The organism is Rhodococcus sp. PvR099 (assembly GCF_017833315.1).
GTDB classification, from domain to species: Bacteria; Actinomycetota; Actinomycetes; order Mycobacteriales; family Mycobacteriaceae; genus Rhodococcus_G; species Rhodococcus_G oryzae.
In genome coordinates, this window is the sequence record NZ_JAFIBV010000001.1 from 3,817,171 (window position 1) to 3,837,321 (window position 20,151).

13 protein-coding genes are annotated in these 20,151 nt (G+C 69.4%); 6 read left to right on the forward strand and 7 right to left on the reverse strand.

Annotated features, from left to right (window positions below; translation table 11 throughout):
* The first annotated feature begins 8 nt into the window (after positions 1-8).
* From lysX to JOE46_RS17610, 4 genes are read left to right on the forward strand one after another with little or no spacing between them, the layout of a single operon-like run.
* Positions 9-3,365 (forward strand): bifunctional lysylphosphatidylglycerol synthetase/lysine--tRNA ligase LysX, encoded by a 3,357-nt coding sequence (lysX, locus tag JOE46_RS17595; RefSeq protein WP_097210712.1) that lies wholly within the window; start codon positions 9-11, stop codon positions 3,363-3,365.
* A complete protein-coding gene (locus JOE46_RS17600; protein WP_257017145.1) occupies positions 3,362-4,069 on the forward strand; it encodes a DUF998 domain-containing protein in 708 nt (235 codons plus the stop codon). Before lysX ends, JOE46_RS17600 begins: the two co-directional genes overlap by 4 nt.
* Positions 4,066-4,884: an alpha/beta fold hydrolase gene (locus JOE46_RS17605; protein ID WP_269588872.1), complete on the forward strand. Its 819-nt coding sequence runs from the start codon at positions 4,066-4,068 to the stop codon at positions 4,882-4,884. The genes JOE46_RS17600 and JOE46_RS17605 overlap by 4 nt, the downstream gene beginning before the upstream one ends.
* Positions 4,885-4,888: 4 nt before the next feature.
* The gene (locus tag JOE46_RS17610) at positions 4,889-5,503 is read left to right on the forward strand and encodes a histidine phosphatase family protein (protein WP_097210713.1); all 615 of its coding nucleotides are present in this window, start codon (positions 4,889-4,891) and stop codon (positions 5,501-5,503) included.
* 22 nt (positions 5,504-5,525) lie between these two features.
* Here JOE46_RS17610 and JOE46_RS17615 read toward each other — a convergent pair whose 3' ends face one another.
* Positions 5,526-5,822, reverse strand: coding sequence for a putative quinol monooxygenase (locus JOE46_RS17615; RefSeq protein ID WP_097210714.1), 297 nt, complete (start codon positions 5,820-5,822; stop codon positions 5,526-5,528).
* A 296-nt stretch (positions 5,823-6,118) separates the two neighbouring features.
* On the opposite strand from JOE46_RS17615, the gene JOE46_RS17620 reads away from it, so the two are divergent.
* A complete protein-coding gene (locus JOE46_RS17620; protein WP_257017148.1) occupies positions 6,119-7,204 on the forward strand; it encodes an alpha/beta hydrolase in 1,086 nt (361 codons plus the stop codon).
* Here the strand turns inward: JOE46_RS17620 and JOE46_RS17625 are convergent.
* Both JOE46_RS17625 and JOE46_RS17630 read right to left on the reverse strand, forming a co-directional pair.
* On the reverse strand, positions 7,201-8,490 hold the full coding sequence (locus JOE46_RS17625; RefSeq protein WP_097210715.1) for a CdaR family transcriptional regulator: 1,290 nt from the start codon (positions 8,488-8,490) through the stop codon (positions 7,201-7,203). The two genes, JOE46_RS17620 and JOE46_RS17625, sit on opposite strands and share 4 nt — an antisense overlap.
* A gap of 191 nt (positions 8,491-8,681) precedes the next feature.
* Positions 8,682-9,602, reverse strand: a complete 921-nt coding sequence (locus JOE46_RS17630; RefSeq protein WP_097210716.1) for a cutinase family protein — start codon at positions 9,600-9,602, stop codon at positions 8,682-8,684.
* Positions 9,603-9,797: 195 nt separating this feature from the next.
* On the opposite strand from JOE46_RS17630, the gene JOE46_RS17635 reads away from it, so the two are divergent.
* On the forward strand, positions 9,798-9,980 hold the full coding sequence (locus JOE46_RS17635; RefSeq protein ID WP_097210717.1) for a hypothetical protein: 183 nt from the start codon (positions 9,798-9,800) through the stop codon (positions 9,978-9,980).
* 76 nt (positions 9,981-10,056) lie between these two features.
* Here the strand turns inward: JOE46_RS17635 and JOE46_RS17640 are convergent, their stop codons facing one another.
* The 4 genes from JOE46_RS17640 to gltB form a co-directional block, all read right to left on the reverse strand.
* A complete protein-coding gene (locus JOE46_RS17640; protein WP_209927966.1) occupies positions 10,057-11,769 on the reverse strand; it encodes an Ig-like domain-containing protein in 1,713 nt (570 codons plus the stop codon).
* 93 nt (positions 11,770-11,862) lie between these two features.
* Complete coding sequence (locus JOE46_RS17645) at positions 11,863-13,644, reverse strand: Ig-like domain-containing protein (protein ID WP_307861299.1); 1,782 nt, start codon at positions 13,642-13,644, stop codon at positions 11,863-11,865.
* A 226-nt stretch (positions 13,645-13,870) separates the two neighbouring features.
* A complete protein-coding gene (locus tag JOE46_RS17650; RefSeq protein ID WP_097210720.1) occupies positions 13,871-15,322 on the reverse strand; it encodes a glutamate synthase subunit beta in 1,452 nt (483 codons plus the stop codon).
* Complete coding sequence (gene gltB / locus JOE46_RS17655) at positions 15,315-19,916, reverse strand: glutamate synthase large subunit (protein WP_209927967.1); 4,602 nt, start codon at positions 19,914-19,916, stop codon at positions 15,315-15,317. The genes JOE46_RS17650 and gltB overlap by 8 nt, the downstream gene beginning before the upstream one ends.
* Between the last annotated feature and the right edge of the window lie 235 nt (positions 19,917-20,151).

Consider the following 20,151-nt stretch of genomic DNA (forward strand, 5'->3'; position numbering starts at 1 on the left):
CTGGGTAGATGACGCCGACCACCACGACCGAAACGTCGCTCGAGTCCGCTCATCCTGCACCCCGGCGGCTGGGCAGACCGACCACGGGGCACTTCCGAGAGGTGCCGCACATCGCCGGCCTGGTGATCGGCGTCTACGCGACCCTGGTCTTCCTGTGGAGCATCTCGCCCGTGCTGCGGTACCTCGTCCGGACGCCGCGCGAGTACGTCAACAATTACTACTTCGACGCACCGGACACCAGTATCGTCTGGGCCCTGGTGCTGGCGCTGCTCGCGGCGGCGCTCGCCAGCCGCAAGCGCATCGCGTGGTGGTTGCTCACCGTCTATCTGATCCTCATCGCCCTCACCAATCTCGCCCAGGTGATCGTCGAGCGGAACATGAACGCAGCGCTGGCCCTCGTCGTCCACCTCGCGGTGATCGGCGTGCTCATCGCCGCGCGCAAGGAGTTCTACACGCGGGTCAGGCGCGGCGCGGGCTGGAAGGCTCTCGGGGTGCTGCTCCTCGGCCTCGCCATCGGCACCCTGCTCGGCTGGGCCCTGGTCGAGCTGTTCCCTGGCACCCTGCCGTCTGATCAGCGGCTGCTCTGGTCGCTCAACCGGGTCTTCGGCGGCGTCGTCTTGGAAAACGAGCAGTTCGACGGGCGCACACACGGTTTCGTCAGCACCATCCTCGGGCTGCTCGGTGCCCTCGCGTTGCTGGCCGCGGTGGTCACCCTGTTCCGATCACAGCGATCGGACAACGCCCTGACCGGCGACGACGAGTCGGCGCTGCGCGGACTGCTCGCCCGCTCTGGCGCCGACGATTCGCTCGGCTACTTCGCGACCCGCCGCGACAAGGCGGTGATCTTCGCGCCAAGCGGCAAGGCGGCAGTCACCTACCGGGTCGAGCTCGGCGTCTGCCTGGCCAGCGGCGACCCGATCGGCGACGAGGAGGCCTGGCCACACGCGGTGGACGCGTGGCTGGACCTGGCCTCCAATTACGGGTGGACCCCTGCGGTGATGGGGGCAAGCGAGCTCGGCGCCACCGCCTACGCGCGCGCGGGGTTGACCGTCCTCCAGCTCGGTGACGAGGCGATCCTGCACACCCGCGAGTTCAACTTGGGCGGCCGCGAGATGCGTCAGGTCCGGCAGGCGGTCAATCGGGTTCGCAAGCAGGGCGTCACCGTTCGCATCCGACGTCATCGCGACATCCCGCCCGAGGAGATGGCGAAGGTCATCGCCAGGGCGGACTCCTGGCGCGACACCGAGACCGAGCGCGGGTTCTCGATGGCCCTCGGCAGGCTCGGCGACATCGCCGACGGCGACTGCCTGCTGGTCGAGGCCATCGGCGAGACGGACCCGGACGGAGACGGCACGTCCGACGGCGAGGTCCTCGGCATTCTCTCGCTGGTGCCGTGGGGCCTGACCGGGGTGTCGCTCGATCTGATGCGCCGGAACCCGAAGGCGCCCAACGGCGTCGTGGAGCTGATGGTGACCGAGCTCGCCACCGGCGCGGACCGGTTCGGCGTAAACAAGGTGTCACTGAACTTCGCGGTGTTCCGGTCGGTCTTCGAGGAGGGCGCCCGGATCGGCGCCGGTCCGGTGCTGCGGGTGTGGCGATCGATCCTGGTGTTCTTCTCCAAGTGGTGGCAGCTCGAGGCGCTGTACCGGTCCAACGTGAAGTACCAACCGGATTGGGCCCCGCGCTACCTGTGCTTCTCCGACAGCCGGGTGCTGCCCAAGGTCGGCATGGCGTCCGCGGTGGCGGAGGGCTTCGTCACGCTGCCGCGGTGGCGGCGCCGCGACATCAGCAAGCACACCGGCACCCGCATCGCGGTGCCGCAGTCCGTGGCGGCGGCGGGGTTGCTGCACTCGGACGGCAGTGCGCCCGACGACGTCGCCGCGCTCGCCACCGAGACCGTCGGACCCCGTCGCCCGGAACAGGTCCGGGTGCGGATGGACAAGCTGGACCGGATGGCCGCCCATGGCATCGATCCGTACCCGGTGGCATACCCGCCCACCCACACCGTCGCCGCGGCAGCCTCGTCACCGGAGGGCACCCGGGTCCGGATCGCCGGGCGGCTCATGCGGATCCGCGCCTACGGCGGTGTCGCGTTCGCCGAAGTCCGCGACTGGTCCGGCGACCTCCAGGTGCTGTTCGACCGCACCACCGTCGGCGACCGGCTCGACGAGTTCACCGCCGACTTCGACCTCGGCGACCTCATCGAGGTGAGCGGCACCATAGGCCGCAGCCGCAAGGGCGAGCTGTCCGTGCTCGCCGCCGAGTGGCGGATGAACGGCAAGTGCCTGCACCCGCTGCCGGACAAGTGGAAGGGCTTGTCCGACCCCGAGACCCGGGTGCGTCAGCGCTACCTGGACCTCGCCATCAATGCCGAGGCCCGCGACCTGCTCACCGCCCGCAGCGCGGTGGTGAAGTCGCTGCGGGATTCGCTCACCTCGCGCGCCTTCATGGAGGTCGAGACCCCGATCCTGCAGCAGGTGCACGGCGGCGCGAACGCGGCGCCGTTCATCACCCACATCAACGCCTACAACCTGGACCTGTACCTGCGCATCGCGCCGGAGCTCTACCTCAAGCGGCTGTGCGTAGCGGGCATGGAGCGGGTCTTCGAGATCGGCCGGGTGTTCCGCAACGAGGGGGTGGACTTCAAGCACAACCCGGAGTTCACGATCCTGGAGGCGTACGAGGCACACAGCGACTACGAGCGGATGATGGTGCTGTGCCGGGAGCTGATCCAGGCGGCGGCGGTGGCCGCACACGGCCGGGAGATCATCCTGCGCCCCGGGCCCGACGGCACACCGGTCGAGGTCGACATCTCCGGCGACTGGCCGGTCAAGACCATGCACGGCGCGGTCGCCGAGAAGCTGGGCGTCGAGGTGACCCCGGAGACCCCCATCGAGGAACTGCGGCGGCTGTGCGACGAGAACGGGATCCCGCACCAGTCCGACTGGGACGCAGGCGCGGTCGCGCAGGAGATGTACGAACACCTGGTGGAGGACCAGACCGAGTTCCCAACCTTCTACACCAACTTCCCCACCTCGATGTCGCCGCTGACCCGGCCGCACCCCACCATCCCCGGAGTCGCCGCGAAGTGGGACCTGGTGGCCTGGGGTGTCGAACTCGGCACCGCCTACAGCGAGCTCACCGATCCGGTCGACCAGCGCAGGCGGCTCACCGAGCAGTCGCTGCTGGCGGCTGGCGGCGACGAGGAGGCGATGGAGCTGGACGAGGACTTCCTGCAGGCCCTCGAGCACGCGATGCCGCCCACCGGCGGGATCGGGATGGGTGTGGACCGGATCGTCATGCTCATCACCGGCGGCAGCATCCGGGAATCACTGGCGTTCCCCCTGGCCAAGCCGCGCCAGTGACCGACACCGACACCGCGCCCGACACCCAGAATTGGATCCGCCGGATCCTGATCGGCCTGCTGGTGCTGGGGGCGGTGCTGTACTCGTCCTGGATGCTGGAGTGGGTGCTGCCGACGGGCCTGGACCCGAGCCGGGCGTACGTCAGCGAACTGGCCGCGCTGGATCAGCCGTACGGATTCCTCTTCCGCACCGGGGACCTGCTCACCGGCATCGTGCTCGCCACCGCCGCGGGATTCGGCCTGGCGCTGCGCCCGCGCCGGCTGCTGACCACGATCGGCTGGATCGGTCTGGCGGTGTTCGCGGTCAGCACGTTCCTCGACTCCCGGATGCCGCTGGCCTGTTCCGCCCACGGCAGCAGCGAGTGCGCCGGTCGCGAGGAGGCCGGCCTGCTGCACGCCGTCCGGTCGCTGCACGCCGTGACCAGCTCGGCCGCCGCGACCGCCGCGGCCGTGTCGGTGTTCGCCTTCATCCTCGCCGCCTACCGCTACGGATTGCCGCACCCGCTGCGTTGGTTCGGCCTTGGCGTCGTCGCCCTCTATTCGGTTGGCACCGTCTGGACCCTCTTCGCCGTCGACATGGACGGGCGGGGCGACGAGGTCTGGCTCCTCGGCTACGCACAGCGACTGCAGCTGATCTCGGTCACCGCCTGGATCGTGTTCGCCGCACTGCTCACCGCGCAGGAAGGCCGACGGGGTTCCACGTGAAACCACCCGGAACCCTCGTCGAGGTCGGCGGCCGATCCCTGCACGTGATGGTGGAGGGGTCCGGCCCGCCGGTGGTCCTCGTCGGTGGGCTCGCGGGCAACTGGTTCGACTGGGACGGGGTCGCGGCCCTGCTCACCCGCGCCTGCACCGTGGTGCGGTTCGACCGGCCCGGCTTCGGACTCAGCCCCGCCTCCGACGAGCCGCCGACGGTCCGCGGGGAGGCCGACCGGATCGGTGCGGTGCTCGACGCGGTCGGGGTGCGCGGGCCCGTGACGGTGGTGGGCCACTCGATGGGCGGTTGGTACGCCGAGGGATTCGCGCGGACGAACCCCGGGCGGGCCTCGGCCCTGGTGCTGCTCGACACCAGCATCGCCGCGCGCCACCCCCTCGCGCTCCCCCGCCGATGGCGGCTCGGCGTCTCGACCGTCCTCGCTCGGGGCGCCTCGGCGTGCGGGCTCCAGCGCCTGGCCGGGCCGTGGGTGCGCCTGGTCACCCACGGCGCTCCCGACGCGGAAGCGGTCGAGTGGATCCGACTGACCTTCACCGACCCCGACTACCTGCGATCGACCCTGATCGAGAACGCGGCGTACCCGGACCTGGGCGCGGAGCTCGAGCGGCTCCGCCCGCTCGGCCCCCTCCCCGCGACCCTGGTCGTGGCCGCCGACTCCGGCCGGTCGCGGCGCTGGGTCCGGGCGCAGCGGCGGCTCGCCGACCGGCTCGGCGCCGGGTTCGAATCGCTGCGTCCCGCCCGGCACAACATGATGGCGGACCGTCCGGCCTCGGTCGCGGCGCTGATCGCGAGCATGACAGTCTGACCGGGTGCAATTGCTGCTGATCCGTCATGCGCTGCCCGAACGAATCCTCTCGGCCGAGTCCGCCGACGGCGCGGACCCGGGCCTCACAGCGGAGGGTCACGCACAGGCCGGGCGGCTGGCCGCCGCCCTCGACCCGTACCCGATCTCGGCGATCGTCAGCAGCCCGCAGCGGCGCGCCCTCGAGACGGCGGCGCCGGTCGCGGCGGCCCGCGGGCTGACCGTGGCCGCCGATGCCGGGCTGGCCGAGTACGACCACGGCCATGCGCACTACGTGCCCATCCACGAGGCCAAGACGATCGCGCCGGAGGCCTATGCGCGCATCCTGGCCGGGCACCTCCCCGACTTCGTCGACGAGCGGGAGTTCCGGTCCCGGGTCCACGAGGGCCTGGACCGGGTGGTCGCGGGGGCCGACCACGAGGACACCGTGGCCGTGTTCGCGCACGGCGGCGTCATCAACGTGTACCTGCAGGGCCTGCTCGGCCTCGACCGCCCGCTGACCTTCCCGATCGACTACGCGTCGATCACCCGTGTCCTGGTGTCCCGCAACGGCAATGCCCGGGTGGCCTCGGTGAACGAGACCGGCCATGTGCGGGACCTGCTGATCCGGCACCGCCCGTAACGACCCGGTCCGGATACCGGACTCAGACCTCGATCGGGGTCAGCGGGTGGATCTGCGGCGCACCCGCCAGGTGGGCGCCGAACGTGCCCAACGCGGCCTGCAGGTGCGGCGTCGCCATGTGCGCCTGCAGTGCCTCCTGGTCGGTCCACACCTCGACCGTGACGAAGGTGCCGGGGGCGGCCGACGATTCGTACAGCTCGTAGCCGAGGCAACCGGCCTCGCCACGACTGGCGGCGGCGAGGGTGGACAGACCGTCCCGCACGATCTCTTCCGAACCGGGCTTCGCAGCGATGGTGGCCACCACCTTCAGATCCGACATCGTCTCCCCTTCTCTCAGGCCACCCCGTGCGGCCGTTTCCGGTCACGCTACTTGCCCGCGGAGGCCCCCCGAGGGCTTATCCGAACCCCGAACTGGACGCTTGTACGCAAAAACTGGACGCTCAGTACAGAAGCGGTCGGATTTCTCGTGCGGTGCGCCCGGTGGCAGGGCGGGCGATCCGCCCTAGTGTCCTTGAAATGTCAGTGACCGCCATCACATTTTGACCGCGCAGGCGGCCCCCGCGCCGCGCGCACCGATGACGATCGCGTTCCCTGCGAAGCCCCAAGGATGTCTACGTGACCAGCAGTGAAGTTGTGGAGTTTGTCAATGCCGGCGACCGCGAGTTCGGTTCGGTGCGGGCCCGCTTCGTCGACGGCGCGGTCGCGCCGCAGCCGGGCCACCTCCCGACCACGGTTGATCGCCAGGAGATCCACGGCACCAGCATGCAGTCGCGTGTGCTGGCCCAGGCACTGCGGATGACGGTGCGCCCGGTCATCTCGATGTGGGCGAAGGCGTCGGCGCTGCCCTGGCCGTTGAAGTTCCTCGACGACATGGGCGCCCTGATGCATCCGCCGATCGAGGGCACCCGCAGCCACACCATCCTGCTCGACAACTGCAGCGCGCAGTGGGTCGAGGCGGACGGCGCCGACAGCGATCGCGTCGTCCTCTACCTGCACGGCGGCGGATTCATGTTCTGCGGGGTCGGCACCCACCAGCGCCTCGTTTCGCGGATCTCCTCCGCCGCACAGGCGCCGGTCCTGATGGTCGACTACCGAATGCTCCCGACGCACAGCATCGGCGAAGCGGTCGACGACGGGGTCAACGGCTACCGCTGGCTCCTCGCCAAGGGCTACCGGCCCGATCAGATCGTCATCGCGGGCGACTCGGCCGGCGGCTACCTGTCCTTCATGATCCCGCTGGCCCTCCGTGAGCAGGGCCTGCCCGGCCCGGCAGGCATCGTGGCGCTCTCGCCCCTCACCGAGATGGATCCGGCCCGCAAGACCGAGCACCCCAACGCGGGCCGCGACGCCATGCTCCCGAGCCACGCACTCGACGAGCTCGCCCGCATCTCCGACCGGGCCGACAGCCGGTCCGGGTCGCTCCGCGACCGTTCGCGGCTGTGCCCGGTCGACAGCGACCTGCGGGGACTGCCGCCGGTGCTGATCCAGGTCGGGTCGCACGAACTGTTGCTGCCCGATTCCGAACTGATGGCCGACCGGCTCGCCGAGGCGGGCGTGCCCTGCGAGCTCCAGGTGTGGCGCAGGCAGGTGCACGTGTTCCAGGCGGCCGCCGACGTGGTGCCGGAGGCGCAGCGCGCGATCGACGAGATCGCCTACTTCGTCAAGACGGCGACGCGGGAACCGCTGAGCCTGGTCCGCTAGCCGCCCGTGCTCGAGGCGGCCGAATCCGGTCCCGCCTCGAGCACGGCCGCGCCGAGCCAATGACACAGCGCCAGAGCGATTTCGAGGTCGAGGTGGCCGTCGCGGAGCTTGTGCCCGAGCTGATCCTCCGCCTTGCGGAGCCGGTACACCACCGAGTTCTTGTGCATGTTCAGCTGTTCCGCGGTCGCGGTGTAGCTGGCGCCGTTGGCCAGGAACACGCGGATCGTCTGCCGCAGCCGATAGCTTGCGGCATCGTCCACGGCCAGCGGACCGAGGATATCGCGCACCCACCTCACGGCGGCCGGCATGTCCGCGCACATCAACGCGATCGCGCCGACGTCCGCGCTCGAGACGACCAGCGGGCCCCGACGCGCCGAGTTCTGCGCCACCAGCTGCGCCGACATCGCCTGCTCGTGGGTGCGACGGAATCCGGCCACCCCGTCGGCAGGCACCCCGACCGCGAGCGTGACCGGGTGCTCCCAGCCGGCCACGATCGGCCCGATCCCAGACAGGTCGACCGACGGCCCGACGGCCAACCAGGCCCACACCTCGTTGTCGGCGCGCGGCAGGACCAGCGGTGGGCCGTTGCAGCCGAGCCGTTCCGCGAGGGCACCGACCGACCGCTCGAGAAAACTCGTCCCGCCGTCCCTGGATTCGGCCCGCTCGGTCCACACCGCCAGCGCCAGATGCCGCTGGGCCAGCCGATATCCGAGGGTCAGTTCGGCGGCGGCCAGGTCCGTGGCCCGGCCCGTCAGGAGCTGTCCGATGCAGGCCTCACGGGAGATGCTGCTGCGACGCAGCCACAGCGCGCGCTCGGTCTCGTAGGCGGCCGCGAGCTGGTGCGCCACCCGATCGCCGTAGCCGGCCGTGTCGGTCATGATCAGCAGCGCGGCCTGCGCGACCACCGCAGCGTCGTCGCTGAGCAGTTCCATCTGCTCGAGGCACCACCGCATCACGGTGTCCGTGGACAGGCGGTTGGCCCGCTCCATCGCGGCGAGCGAGACCCCGCGTTGCGCGAGCTGCCGCGCGTACTCGATCGCCGTCGCGGGCGCGTCGGTGCGTCCCGCCTCGATCCGATGCTGCAGGATCTGGCGGATCGAAGCCAGCGACTCCACGGTGGTGGCGACCTGCATGGTGGCGATCAGCGGATCCCTGGCCTCCTCGATCTCGGAGGTCAGCCGATCGATCACCCGCGCCGCGAGTTCCTCGCTCTGCGCCTCCATCGCCGAGGCGAGCGCGACCACGAGCTCCCGCGCACCCAAGGCCACTTCACCTGACGATCGCATGCCGCTGCTCCCTCACGCCCGACAACGTGGCGGGGCTGTCCGCCGTGTCGCAGGGCATTGTGCCGGACCCTGGCCCCACTTGACCAGAAATCCGGTGTTGCCCCTGCCCCGGGGACCGGTCGATCACGCGATGAGCAGCGGGTTCATCGCATGATCACAACGAGGTGATCGGCGGGGCGAGCCCCTGTCGATCAGGCGCGGTCGCGCAGCCAGCCCGCCAACCAGGTGGTCGGGGTGTTCCCCGCTTTGTCGACCGCGTACCCCTGGTAGTCCTGGTGCGCTCCCGACCCGTAGAACCGTTCGAGCTGCTTCCGACGGCCCACGTTCGCCTCATCGGTGAGCTGGTTCTGCAGCGTCGGGATGCCGCCCGCGCCGAGCAGGTCGTTCCAGATCATCGTCGCCTCGTCGCCGTAGCGCGGGGAATCCGAGGAGCCCGGATCCGAGTTCTGTGCGAGGAAGCCGGCCAGCCGGGTGACGAAGTCGGTGCGCTCGGTCGCGCAGTACAGGTCCCCGGGTGCGCAGAAGGTCACCGTGCGATCGCTCAGCCAGCCGAACCCGCCGATTCGCGGGCCGCCCGAGCCGATGCCCGGCACGGCCGGGCCGATCAGCACGTCGCTGTCCGCGCGGCGGGGGTCGGAGAGCAGCCCGACGGCCGCCACCTTCTCGGGGCGGATGGTGCTGGTGCCGGTGCCGATCTCCGCGGCCAGATCGCCCGCGGCGTCCGCGCCCTGGCTGTAGCCGATGATGCCGAAACGCGTATTGGCGCAGGCCTTCTGCATCGCCTCCAGCATCCCGCGCGCGTTGTCGGTGGCCTGCTTCTTCGACGCCCCGTACACCTCCGTCTCCCACGGGAACGCGGTCGCGGCGTAGGTGACGTAGTCGGACCGGATCTTCGACGCGGGAAGCGCGTTCGTCACGGCGGCGAGCATGCCGGGGCCGGGACGCTTGTCCGGCTGCGTTGACGTCTCCCAGGTACCCGGGACGGCCACCACATACATGCTCGGGCAATTGCCTCCGGCCGGATCGGCGTGCGCGGCCGTGCCGGAGAGCACCGTACCCACGGTGGCAGCAGCGAATGTGGACAGCACTGCGATGGACTTCTTCAGGCGCATTGTGCGAGCCCCCTCTTTCCTTCCGATTCCCGGTCCGGCCAGCCCATACTGCCCGCGGGAGGTATCAAAAAGATGCACAGACGATGAACCAGACGCTACCGCAGACCCCGGGGTCTGCGCGCGCCGAGATCACCCTCCGCGCGATACCCCCGGGGTGCACGCGGGCCCACCCCCGAAGCGAGGCAGAATCGAACCATGGTCGATGCCGCCGTACTCGTGACGATCGCCTCCGTCTGCGTCGGGTTCGTCCTGTTCGTGACGGCGGCCAGCGGCGCCCGCGGCCGCTGGAATCGGGGGCTGGTCATCGCCCTCTTCGCGGCCGCGATCTGCTGCCTGACGGTCGTCCCACTGACCGTCGCGCTCACCGCAGGGGTGTAGCGAGACCTCCCCGCCGCGAGCGGCGGGTGCGCCGCCGGCCGTGAGCCGGCGACGCACCCCGAGCGCTCGGCCTCGATCAGGAGCCGAAGATGCTCTCCAGGCTGCCGAGTCCGCCGCCGTTACCCGGACCGGTGGCACCGGGCACCGTCAGCGTCTGCGGAGCCGAGGCGGAACTGGTGAACCCGGCGTCACCGGTGAACTCCGCTGTGACGTTGTAGGTGCCGGAGTTGTGGAACGTGGTGGGTAGCGTCGCGACACCGTCGACAACGTCCACGGGGCCACCGATCAGCGCGGTGCCGATCTTGAACTGCACCTTGCCCTTGGCGTTGCCCGGGTCGACCGTCGCCCTCAGCGTCACCGGGACGTTCTTCTCCACGGTGCCGGGTGCCGCGAGCGTGGTGGTGGTCTCCACGTCCGCGGGTGCGGGCGTCGTGACGCTCACCGGGAAGGCGAGCGAGGTCGACGGCGCAAAACCCTGCGCGCCGCTGAACTTCGCGACCACCCTGTGGGTTCCGGTCGTGGTGAACGTGTACGGCGCCACGGCGATGCCGTCGGTGCCGACCATGCCGGTCACCGGAGCCCCGCCGTCGACGATGAAGTTCACCGTGCCGCCGGTGCCCTCGGGGGTGACCCGCGCGGTGAGGTTCACGTCCTGGCCGACCTTGGCGTTGGCCGGGGCCTCGACCGTGGTGGTGGTCGCCGTTTCCGGCGGTGCGTCGGTGGTGACCTTGACGATCTTGACCGCCGAGGTGGATCCCACGAATCCGGTCGCGCCGGAATAGACCGCGGTGATCGGGTGGTCGCCGTCGGTGGTGAACGTCGTCGTCAAGGCCGCGTTGCTGCCCGCCAGCGCGATCGGGTCACCGATCGGGGCGTCACCGTCCTTGAACTGCACCGTGCCGCCGTTCGCTGCGGGTGTGACGTTGGCGGTCAGGGTGACCGGGGTGCCGTTCTTGGCGCTGCCCGGGCCTGCGAGGGTGGTGGTGGTGGCCTTGTCCGCCTCGGTGATGCTGGTCGTGGCCAGCGGGCCTGCACCCCCGTTGAGGGGCGCGCTCTCACCGTCACGTGGAGAGCACTGGGTCGGGGCCCATGCGGTGATGATCAGGCTCGCCTTCGGCAGGAACGTCAGGAAGTTCTTGTCGTTGGCCCACGCCCCCGCGTCACCGCCGGTGCGCAGCTTGATCTGGACGTTCCCGGACGCACCCGCCCGCAGCCGAGCCTTGACCTTCGGCAGTTGGAAGGTGGTGTTCGCGCCGCTCGCCGCGGGCGCGACGATGCCGCCCTCGGAGTTCTTGCTGGAGTTGGGACCGTTTCCGATGGTGGCATTGTTGCCCGAGAGCCGGATGACGGTCCCGTTCGGGTCGACCGTGCCGCTCTCGTTGACCCGCAACACATTAGGTGCGACGCCGCTGAGCCCTGAGCTGGTTCCCGGCACGATGTCTGCACCGAGGAACTCCGCGTTCTGTGGCACGTCGATGTCGATCTTGATCCGCGAGACGTTTTGCACGCTCGCCCCCGACACCGAGTTGGGGTAGGTGATCGGCGGGGGCGCGACGGTGACCTCGTACTCCTGGCCGGCATTCACCGTCGCGGGAGCATCGATCGTCACCGAGGAGGGCTGCGCCTGCACCTGCGGTCCGGCGACGGCCGACGGGGTCGCGAGGCAGGCGGCGGTGAAGTTGGTGGTGATCGGGGCGGCCTGGGCAGGCATGCCACCGAACACGGTGATCCCGACGACGGCCGCCGCGGTAATCGGAGTCGCTATCCGCCGAATTCTTTTGTTCTGCATGAATTCTCCTGAGATAGGGGAAAGTCTGGATCCCCACCCGGGCCCGGGGCGCGCACGCGTCGCGCCCCGGGGCCGGCCATGGGGGTGGGTCGACTAGCTACCGAAGAGGCTGGACAGCGATCCGGTGTCGAGGCTGCCCGTGCCGCCGGGGGTCCCCGCGGCCGCGACGTTCACCACGGACGGACCGGAGACCGAGTCCTTGAACCCGGCGCCCCCGATGAAGGTGGCGGTGACGCCGTAGGTGCCCTCCTCCGCGAAGGTGTGCGACATGGTGGCCACGCCGTTGACGACGGCCACCGGGCCACCGATCGGGGTGGTACCGACCTTGAACTGCACGGTGCCGTTGGCACCCGCGGGCGCGACGGTCGCCTTGAACTGCATGGCCTGTCCGACAGCCGCGTTGCCGGTGACCGCGAGGGCCGTCGTGGTGGCCTCACGGGTGTCGGGCTCGGTCACGGTGACGGTGAACCCGGGCGAGGTGGATCCGGTGAAGCCGGTGGTGCCGGTGAACTCGGCGACCACGTTGGCGGTGCCGGCGGCGCCGAAGGTGTGCGGCAGGATCGCGACGCCGTCACCGGTGCCAACCGGAGCGGTGCCAACCTCCGTGCCGTTGACGAGGAACTTGACGGTGCCGCCGCTCGGGATCGGGTGCACGGTGGCCGACAGGTTCACCGAGGTTCCGACGACCGCGGTGACCGGCTCGAGCACGGTGGTGGTGGTGCCCCAGTCGGCGTCCTTGACGATCAGCTCGGCCGGCGGAGACACCGAGTCGGTGAATCCGGCGGTGCCGGTGAAGACACCGACGAAGCTGTGGGTGCCCGCCTCGTCGAACTTGCGGGTGATCGAGGCCGTGCCGTTGACCACGGGGACCGGTTCGCCGACGTTGGTCGCGCCGTCCTTGAACTGCACGGTGCCGACCGCGGTCGCGGGGGTGACCGTCGCGGTGACCTGGACGTCGTCGCCGACCAGCGCGGTGGCCGCCACCTGGATCGCGGTCGAGGTGTCGGCGGTGACGTCGACCGTCTTCACCCCGGAGGTCGAGTCATGGAAGCCCGGTCCCCCGGTGAACACCGCGGAGATATTGTGCGCGCCAACGGAATCGAAGGTGTGCGAGAGGGTGGCGTTGCCGTTGGCCACGCCGACCGGGCCGCCGATGTTCGCGGCACCGTCCTTGAACTGCACCGTACCGACCGCGTTGGCGGGTCCGACATTCGCGGTGAGGTCGACCGGGGTGCCGGTCTTGGCAGTGGCCGGGACCTGCAGGTCCGCGGTGGTGTTGACGGAGGGGTCGACGACACGCACCCACGCGCCTGCCGGGTTGGCGCCCGACTGCGTGCTGAACGCATAGACGTCGAACACGAAGCCGGCGTTGTAGTCACCGAAGGGCTGGGTCGTGGGGATCTTGTAGGTGACGTCGAAGTTCACGTTGTCGAGATAACCCTTGGTGCCCAGGATCGGCACCGAGTTGCAACCGCCCCCGGTGCACGTCGCCTTGACGCCCGCGGCGCCCTCGCTGGTGACGTTCGACTGCTTGCTCACCGTGTGCGAGAGGTACTGGAAGCCGGCGGGCTGGATCTGCCGGATCGCGGTCATGTACCGGCCGATGCCTGCGGTCTTCCAGATCTTGGCGGTGTAGGTCACGGTGTCGCCCGGGTGGACGATGTTGACACCCGGGGTGGCGGGGTCGACCGCGGTCCCGTTCACGGCGGTCAGGCCGAGGTTCCATCGCAGGTTGTCGGCCGACTGGTCGCCCGACGAGGCCGGCGGCGGCGGATCGGCGGCGGCGGCGGTGACGGCGCCGCCGAGCAGCAGTCCCATCGCGGCGGTTGCCGCGACGATCGGTGTCGCAAAGCGACGGGTCATGGACAAGAGCACGGTTACCTCCTGAGCGGCCCACCGAAGTGGGTTGCAGTGGCGTGACTCACATCACAGAATCGCCGGAAGCCTAACCGTCACAAAATGGATACGTGCCCGCTTTTCTGAACATTCGTCCATATGACCGACAGACCGGGAAATCACCCCGTTACGCAGCGAACCCGCCGCCCCGAGCTGTCGGGACGGCGGGTTCGCCGTTCAGTTGCCGGCCGTTACCGGCCCGTGATCATCGCTGCGGTGCCGCCGTGGGAACGATCGGCGACGGCAGCGCGGTCTCGCCCTCGAGGAACTTGTCGACGGCGGCCGCGCAGGCGCGACCCTCCGCGATGGCCCACACGATGAGCGACTGGCCGCGACCCATGTCGCCGGCCACGAACACGCCGTCCACGCTGGTCGCCCACTCGCCGGAACGGGTCACGTTTCCGCGCTCGTTCAGGTCGACGCCCAGGTCGGTCAGCAGGCCCGGCTTCTCCGGTCCGACGAAGCCCATCGCCAGCAGCACCAGGTCGGCCTCGAGCTCGAAGTCGGTGCCCTCCTGCTTCTCGAAGCGGCCGCCGACCATCTTGACCTCGTGCGCCCTGAGGCCGGTGACCTTGCCGTCCACTCCGGAGAACTGCTCGGTGTTCACCGCGAACACCCGCTCGCCGCCCTCCTCGTGTGCCGAGGAGACCCGGTACATGAGCGGGTACGTCGGCCACGGGGTGGAGTCCGCGCGGGCCTCCGGCGGACGCGGCATGATCTCGAACTGGTGCACCAGCTCCGCGCCCTGGCGCAGCGAGGTGCCAAGGCAGTCGGCGCCGGTGTCGCCGCCACCGATGATGACGACCTTCTTGCCCTCCGCGGTGATCGACGGTGCGTCCGCATCGCCGAGTTGCACGCGGTTGGCGATCGGCAGGAACTCCATCGCCTGATGGATGCCGTCCAGCTCGCGACCGGGGATCGGCAGGTCGCGCGCCTCGGTGGCGCCACCGGCCAGCACGACGGCGTCGAAGTCCGCGCGCAGCTGATCCGCCGAGATGTCCACGCCGACATTGACTCCCGGGCGGAAGATGGTGCCCTCGGACTCCATCTGGACCAGGCGCCGGTCGATGTGGCGCTTCTCCATCTTGAACTCGGGGATGCCGTAGCGGAGCAGACCACCGATGCGGTCGGCCCGCTCGAACACGGTCACGGTGTGACCGGCCCTGGTGAGCTGCTGCGCCGCGGCCAGGCCGGCAGGCCCGGAACCGACGATCGCGATCTTCTTACCGGTCAGGCTGGACGGCCGCACCGGCTTGACCCAGCCCTCGTCGAAGGCGCGGTCGATGATCTCGACCTCGACCTGCTTGATGGTGACCGGATCCTGGTTGATGCCGAGCACACAGGACGCCTCGCAGGGCGCCGGGCACAACCGACCGGTGAACTCCGGGAAGTTGTTGGTCGCGTGCAGACGGTCGATGCTGTCGCGCCAGCGATCCTTGTGCACCAGGTCGTTCCACTCGGGAATCAGATTCCCGAGCGGGCAACCGTTGTGGCAGAACGGGATACCGCAGTCCATGCATCGGCTGGCCTGGGTGCGGAGGGTCTTCGAATCGAAGTCCTCGTACACCTCCTTCCAGTCCATCAGTCGCAGCGGCACCGGCCGCCGGACCGGCAGCTCGCGCGAGGTGTGCTTGAGGAAGCCGCTTGGATCACCCACGAGCTGCCTCCATGATTGCCTCGTCCACGTCAGTTCCGTTCTTCTTCGCGGTGTCGATCGCCACGAGCACCTTCTTGTAGTCGCGCGGCATCACCTTCACGAAGTGATTCACCTGCTGAGACCAGTCCGAGAGGATGCGCGCGGCAACCTCGGACCCGGTCTCGTCCCGGTGCCGTTCGATGGCACCCTTCAACCAGCCGAAGTCCTCGTGCTCGAGGTCCTCGAGATCGACCAGTTCCGTGTTGAGGTCCTTCTCGAAGGACTTCTCCGGGTTGTAGACGAACGCCACACCGCCGGACATGCCGGCACCGAAGTTGCGTCCGGTCGCGCCGAGCACGACCACCCGTCCACCGGTCATGTACTCGCAGGCGTGGTCGCCCACGCCCTCGACCACCGCTGTCGCGCCGGAGTTCCTGACCGCGAAACGCTCACCCGCGATGCCGCGGATCAGGGCCTCGCCGCCGGTGGCGCCGAACAGGATCACGTTGCCCGCGATGATGTTCTCCTCGGCGACGAACCCGTCGGCGGCCTGCAGCGGCGGGCGCACCACGATGCGTCCACCAGACAGTCCCTTGCCGACGAAGTCGTTGGCGTCGCCGTGCAGGCGCAGCGTCATGCCCTTCGGGACGAAGGCGCCGAAGCTGTTGCCCGCGGATCCGGTGAAGGTGATGTCGATGGTGTCCTCGGGCAGGCCCGCACCGCCGTACGCCTTGGTCACCTCGTGGCCGAGCATGGTGCCGACCGTCCGGTTGACGTTGGTGATCTTCGACTCGAACTTCACCGCCTGACCGCTGTCGATGGCCGCACGACTCTGTGCGATCAACTGCTGATCCAGCGCCTTCTCGAGCCCGTGGTCCTGCGAACCGGTGCAGTACAGGTCCTGATCCATGAAGGACGACTCGGTCTTCGCCAGGATCGGCGACAGGTCGAGCTTGGATGCCTTCCAGTGCTCGAGCGCCTCGGTGGTGTCCAGCGCGTCGACCTGGCCGACCGCCTCGTTGATGGTGCGGAAGCCGAGCTCCGCGAGGAGCTCACGCACCTCCTCCGCGATGAACATGAAGAAGTTCTCCACGAACTCGGGCTTGCCCGCGAAACGCTTGCGCAGCACCGGGTTCTGGGTCGCGACGCCCACCGGGCAGGTGTCGAGGTGGCACACGCGCATCATGATGCAGCCGGAGACCACCAGCGGCGCGGTGGCGAATCCGAACTCCTCGCCGCCGAGCAGCGTGGCGATGATCACGTCGCGGCCCGTCTTGAGCTGGCCGTCGACCTGCACCACGATCCGGTCGCGAAGACCGTTGAGCAGCAGCGTCTGCTGGGTCTCGGCCAGGCCGAGCTCCCACGGCGCGCCCGCGTGCTTGACCGAGGTCAGCGGGGTGGCGCCGGTGCCACCGTCGTGACCGGAGATCAGCACCACGTCGGCGTGCGCCTTGGAGACACCCGCGGCGACGGTGCCGACACCGATCTCGGAGACCAGCTTGACGTGGATACGAGCTGCGGGGTTCGCGTTCTTCAGGTCGTGGATCAGCTGTGCGAGATCCTCGATCGAGTAGATGTCGTGGTGCGGCGGCGGCGAGATGAGGCCGACGCCCGGGGTGGACCCGCGCACCTCGGCGACCCACGGGTACACCTTGTGCGGCGGCAGCTGGCCACCCTCGCCGGGCTTGGCACCCTGCGCCATCTTGATCTGGATGTCCGTGCAGTTGCTGAGGTAGTGCGCGGTCACACCGAACCGGCCGGACGCGACCTGCTTGATCGCGGACCGGCGCCAGTCGCCGTTCGCCTCCACCTCGAAGCGCGACGGATGCTCTCCGCCCTCACCCGAGTTGGAGCGACCGCCGAGACGGTTCATCGCGATGGCCAGCGTCTCGTGCGCCTCGGCGGAGATGGAGCCGTAGCTCATCGCACCGGTCGAGAAGCGCTTGACGATCTCGGAGGCGGGCTCCACCTCGTCGATCGAGATCGGCTGGCGCACACCGCTCTTGAACTTGAACAGGCCACGCAGCGAGGCCAGGCGCTCCGACTGGTCGTCGACGAGCTTGGTGTACTCCTTGAAGATCGAGTACTGGCCGGTCCTGGTGGCGTGCTGGAGCTTGAACACCGTGTCCGGGTTGAACAGGTGGTACTCGCCCTCGCGGCGCCACTGGTACTCGCCGCCCACCTCGAGCTCGCGGTGCGCGCGCTCCTCGGGACGGTTCAGGTACGCGGCCGCGTGCCGGATGGAGATGTCCGCTGCGAGCTCGTCGAGGCCGATACCGCCGAGGCTGGAGTTCAGCCCGGTGAAGTACTCGTCCACCAGCTCCTGCGACAGGCCGATCACCTGGAACAGCTGCGCGCCCGTGTAGGAGGCGAGCGTGGAGATGCCCATCTTGGACATCACCTTCAGCACGCCCTTGCCTGCGGCCTTGATGTAGTTCTTGACCGCGTCCTCGAAGGCGATGCCGGTGAGGTCGCCGCCCTCGATCATGTCCTCGATCGTCTCGAAGGCCATGTACGGGTTGATGGCCGCGGCGCCGAAGCCGACGAGCGTGGCCATGTGGTGCACCTCGCGGGCGTCACCGGTCTCGATGACCAGTCCCACCTTGGTGCGCGAGCGCTCCCGGACCAGGTGGTGGTGCACGGCCGAGGTCAACAGCAGCGACGGGATCGGGGCGAACGTCTCGTTCGAGTTCCGGTCGGAGAGCACGATGATCCGGGCCCCGCCCGCGATCGCCTCGGACACCTGGAAGCGGATGTCGTCGAGCGCCTTGCTCAGGCCCTTGCCGCCGTCGGCGACCCGGTACAGGCCGGGCACGACAACCGAACGCAGGCCGGGGAAGTCACCGTCGTCGTTGACGTGGACCAGCTTGGCGAGGTCGTCGTTGTTCAGGATCGGCTGCGGCAGCGCCAGCAGGCGGCAGGACGCCGGGCCCGGGTGGAGCAGGTCGCCCTCCGGTCCCATGCTGCCGCCGAGGCTGGTGACGACCTCTTCGCGGATCGCGTCCAGGGGCGGGTTGGTCACCTGTGCGAACAGCTGCGAGAAGTAGTCGAACAGCAGGCGCGGGCGGGCCGACAGGACCGCGATCGGGGTGTCGGTGCCCATCGAACCGAGCGCCTCACCGCCGGTCTTGGCCATCGGCGCGATGAGGACGTTCAGTTCCTCGTTGGTGTACCCGAACATCTGCTGACGGATCAGCACCCGCTCGTGGTTCATGTGCACGTGGTCGCGCTCGGGCAGATCGGCCATGTGGACCAACCCGGCGTCGAGCCACTCCTGGTAGGGGTGCTGGGCCGCCAGCTCCGACTTGATCTCGTCGTCGCTGATGATCCGGCCCTGCGCGGTGTCGACCAGGAACATCCGGCCCGGCTGCAGACGGACCTTCTTGATCACCTTGGCGGGATCGATGTCGAGGACACCGACCTCGGAGGCCATCACGACCAGTCCGTCGTCGGTCACCCAGATGCGGCTCGGGCGCAGACCGTTGCGGTCGAGCACGGCGCCGATGACGGTGCCGTCGGTGAAGCACACCGAGGCGGGTCCGTCCCAGGGCTCCATCAGCGTGGAGTGGTACTCGTAGAACGCCCGGCGGGCCGGGTCCATGCTCTCGTGCCGCTCCCACGCCTCGGGGATCATCATCAGCACGGAGTGCGGGAGGCTGCGGCCACCGAGGTGCAGCATCTCGAGCACCTCGTCGAAGCGCGCGGTGTCGCTGGCACCCGGGGTGCAGATCGGGAAGATCTTCTCGAGCGCGCCTGCACCGAACACGTCGGACTCGATGAGCGACTCGCGAGCGCGCATCCAGTTCTCGTTGCCGGTGACGGTGTTGATCTCACCGTTGTGCGCGACGCGCCGGAACGGGTGCGCCAGCGGCCACGACGGGAAGGTGTTGGTGGAGAAGCGCGAGTGCACGAGGCCCAGCGCAGACTCCATCCGCTCGTCCTGGAGGTCCAGGTAGAAGCTCTTGAGCTGCGGCGTGGTGAGCATGCCCTTGTAGACGATGGTCTGGCCGGACAGGCTCGGGAAGTACACCGACTCGCGGCCAGGGCCGTCCGCACCCGCCCCGCCGTCGCCGAGCTCGTGCTCGACGCGCTTGCGGACCACGTAGGCGCGCCGCTCCAGGGCCATGCCGGTGATCGACGCGTCGGCCGCCACGACGAAGACCTGCCGGAACGTGGGCATCGCGTCGCGCGCCATCGCACCAAGCGAGGAGTCATCGGTGGGGACCTCGCGCCAGCCGAGGACCGTCAGGCCCTCCTCCGCGGCGATCTTCTCGACGCCCGCGGCGGCCTCGTCGGCGGCCGCGGCGTCCTGCGGGAGGAACCCGATACCGGTCGCGTAGGCACCCTCGGCGGGCAGGTCGAAGTCGACGACCGCGCGCAGGAACGAGTCCGGGACCTGCAGCATGATGCCCGCGCCGTCGCCAGTGTTCGGCTCGGAACCGGCAGCACCACGGTGTTCGAGGTTCACCAGCGCGGTGATGGCCTTCTCGACGATGTCGCGGCTGCGTCGCCCGTGCATGTCGACGACGAACGCGACACCACAGGCGTCGTGCTCGTTCGCGGGGTCATAGAGGCCCTGGGGTCCGGGAGACCTGTGGCCTGGAAATTGCTTCATACCTAGCCTTCGTGTGCGTCAGATGCACAGACGACCAGCAACGCTGATGGCCATCACGTGGCAATACAAAGCGCCGACGCAACACTGGGCCGGCGCGCCCATTCAGCTGCGGCGGCAGACGGTGATCGGGATGTGTCCCCGCCTCCGCCGACGTGGCTGAGTGACTATCTGGACGGTTGTGTGTCCAGCATGTTCCGAACACGATAATTCAGCACCCCCGTTGAGCGCCAACTTA

Excerpts from the sequence above, each read along its gene's own strand:
- lysX (WP_097210712.1), top strand. The coding sequence starts at position 9 with ATGACGCCGACCACCACGACCGAAACGTCGCTCGAGTCCGCTCATCCT.
- JOE46_RS17615 (WP_097210714.1), bottom strand. The coding sequence starts at position 5,822 with ATGTCGGATCTGAAGGTGGTGGCCACCATCGCTGCGAAGCCCGGTTCG.
- JOE46_RS17625 (WP_097210715.1), bottom strand. The coding sequence starts at position 8,490 with ATGCGATCGTCAGGTGAAGTGGCCTTGGGTGCGCGGGAGCTCGTGGTC.
- JOE46_RS17630 (WP_097210716.1), bottom strand. The coding sequence starts at position 9,602 with ATGCGCCTGAAGAAGTCCATCGCAGTGCTGTCCACATTCGCTGCTGCC.
- JOE46_RS17635 (WP_097210717.1), top strand. The coding sequence starts at position 9,798 with ATGGTCGATGCCGCCGTACTCGTGACGATCGCCTCCGTCTGCGTCGGG.
- JOE46_RS17640 (WP_209927966.1), bottom strand. The coding sequence starts at position 11,769 with ATGCAGAACAAAAGAATTCGGCGGATAGCGACTCCGATTACCGCGGCG.
- gltB (WP_209927967.1), bottom strand. The coding sequence starts at position 19,916 with ATGAAGCAATTTCCAGGCCACAGGTCTCCCGGACCCCAGGGCCTCTAT.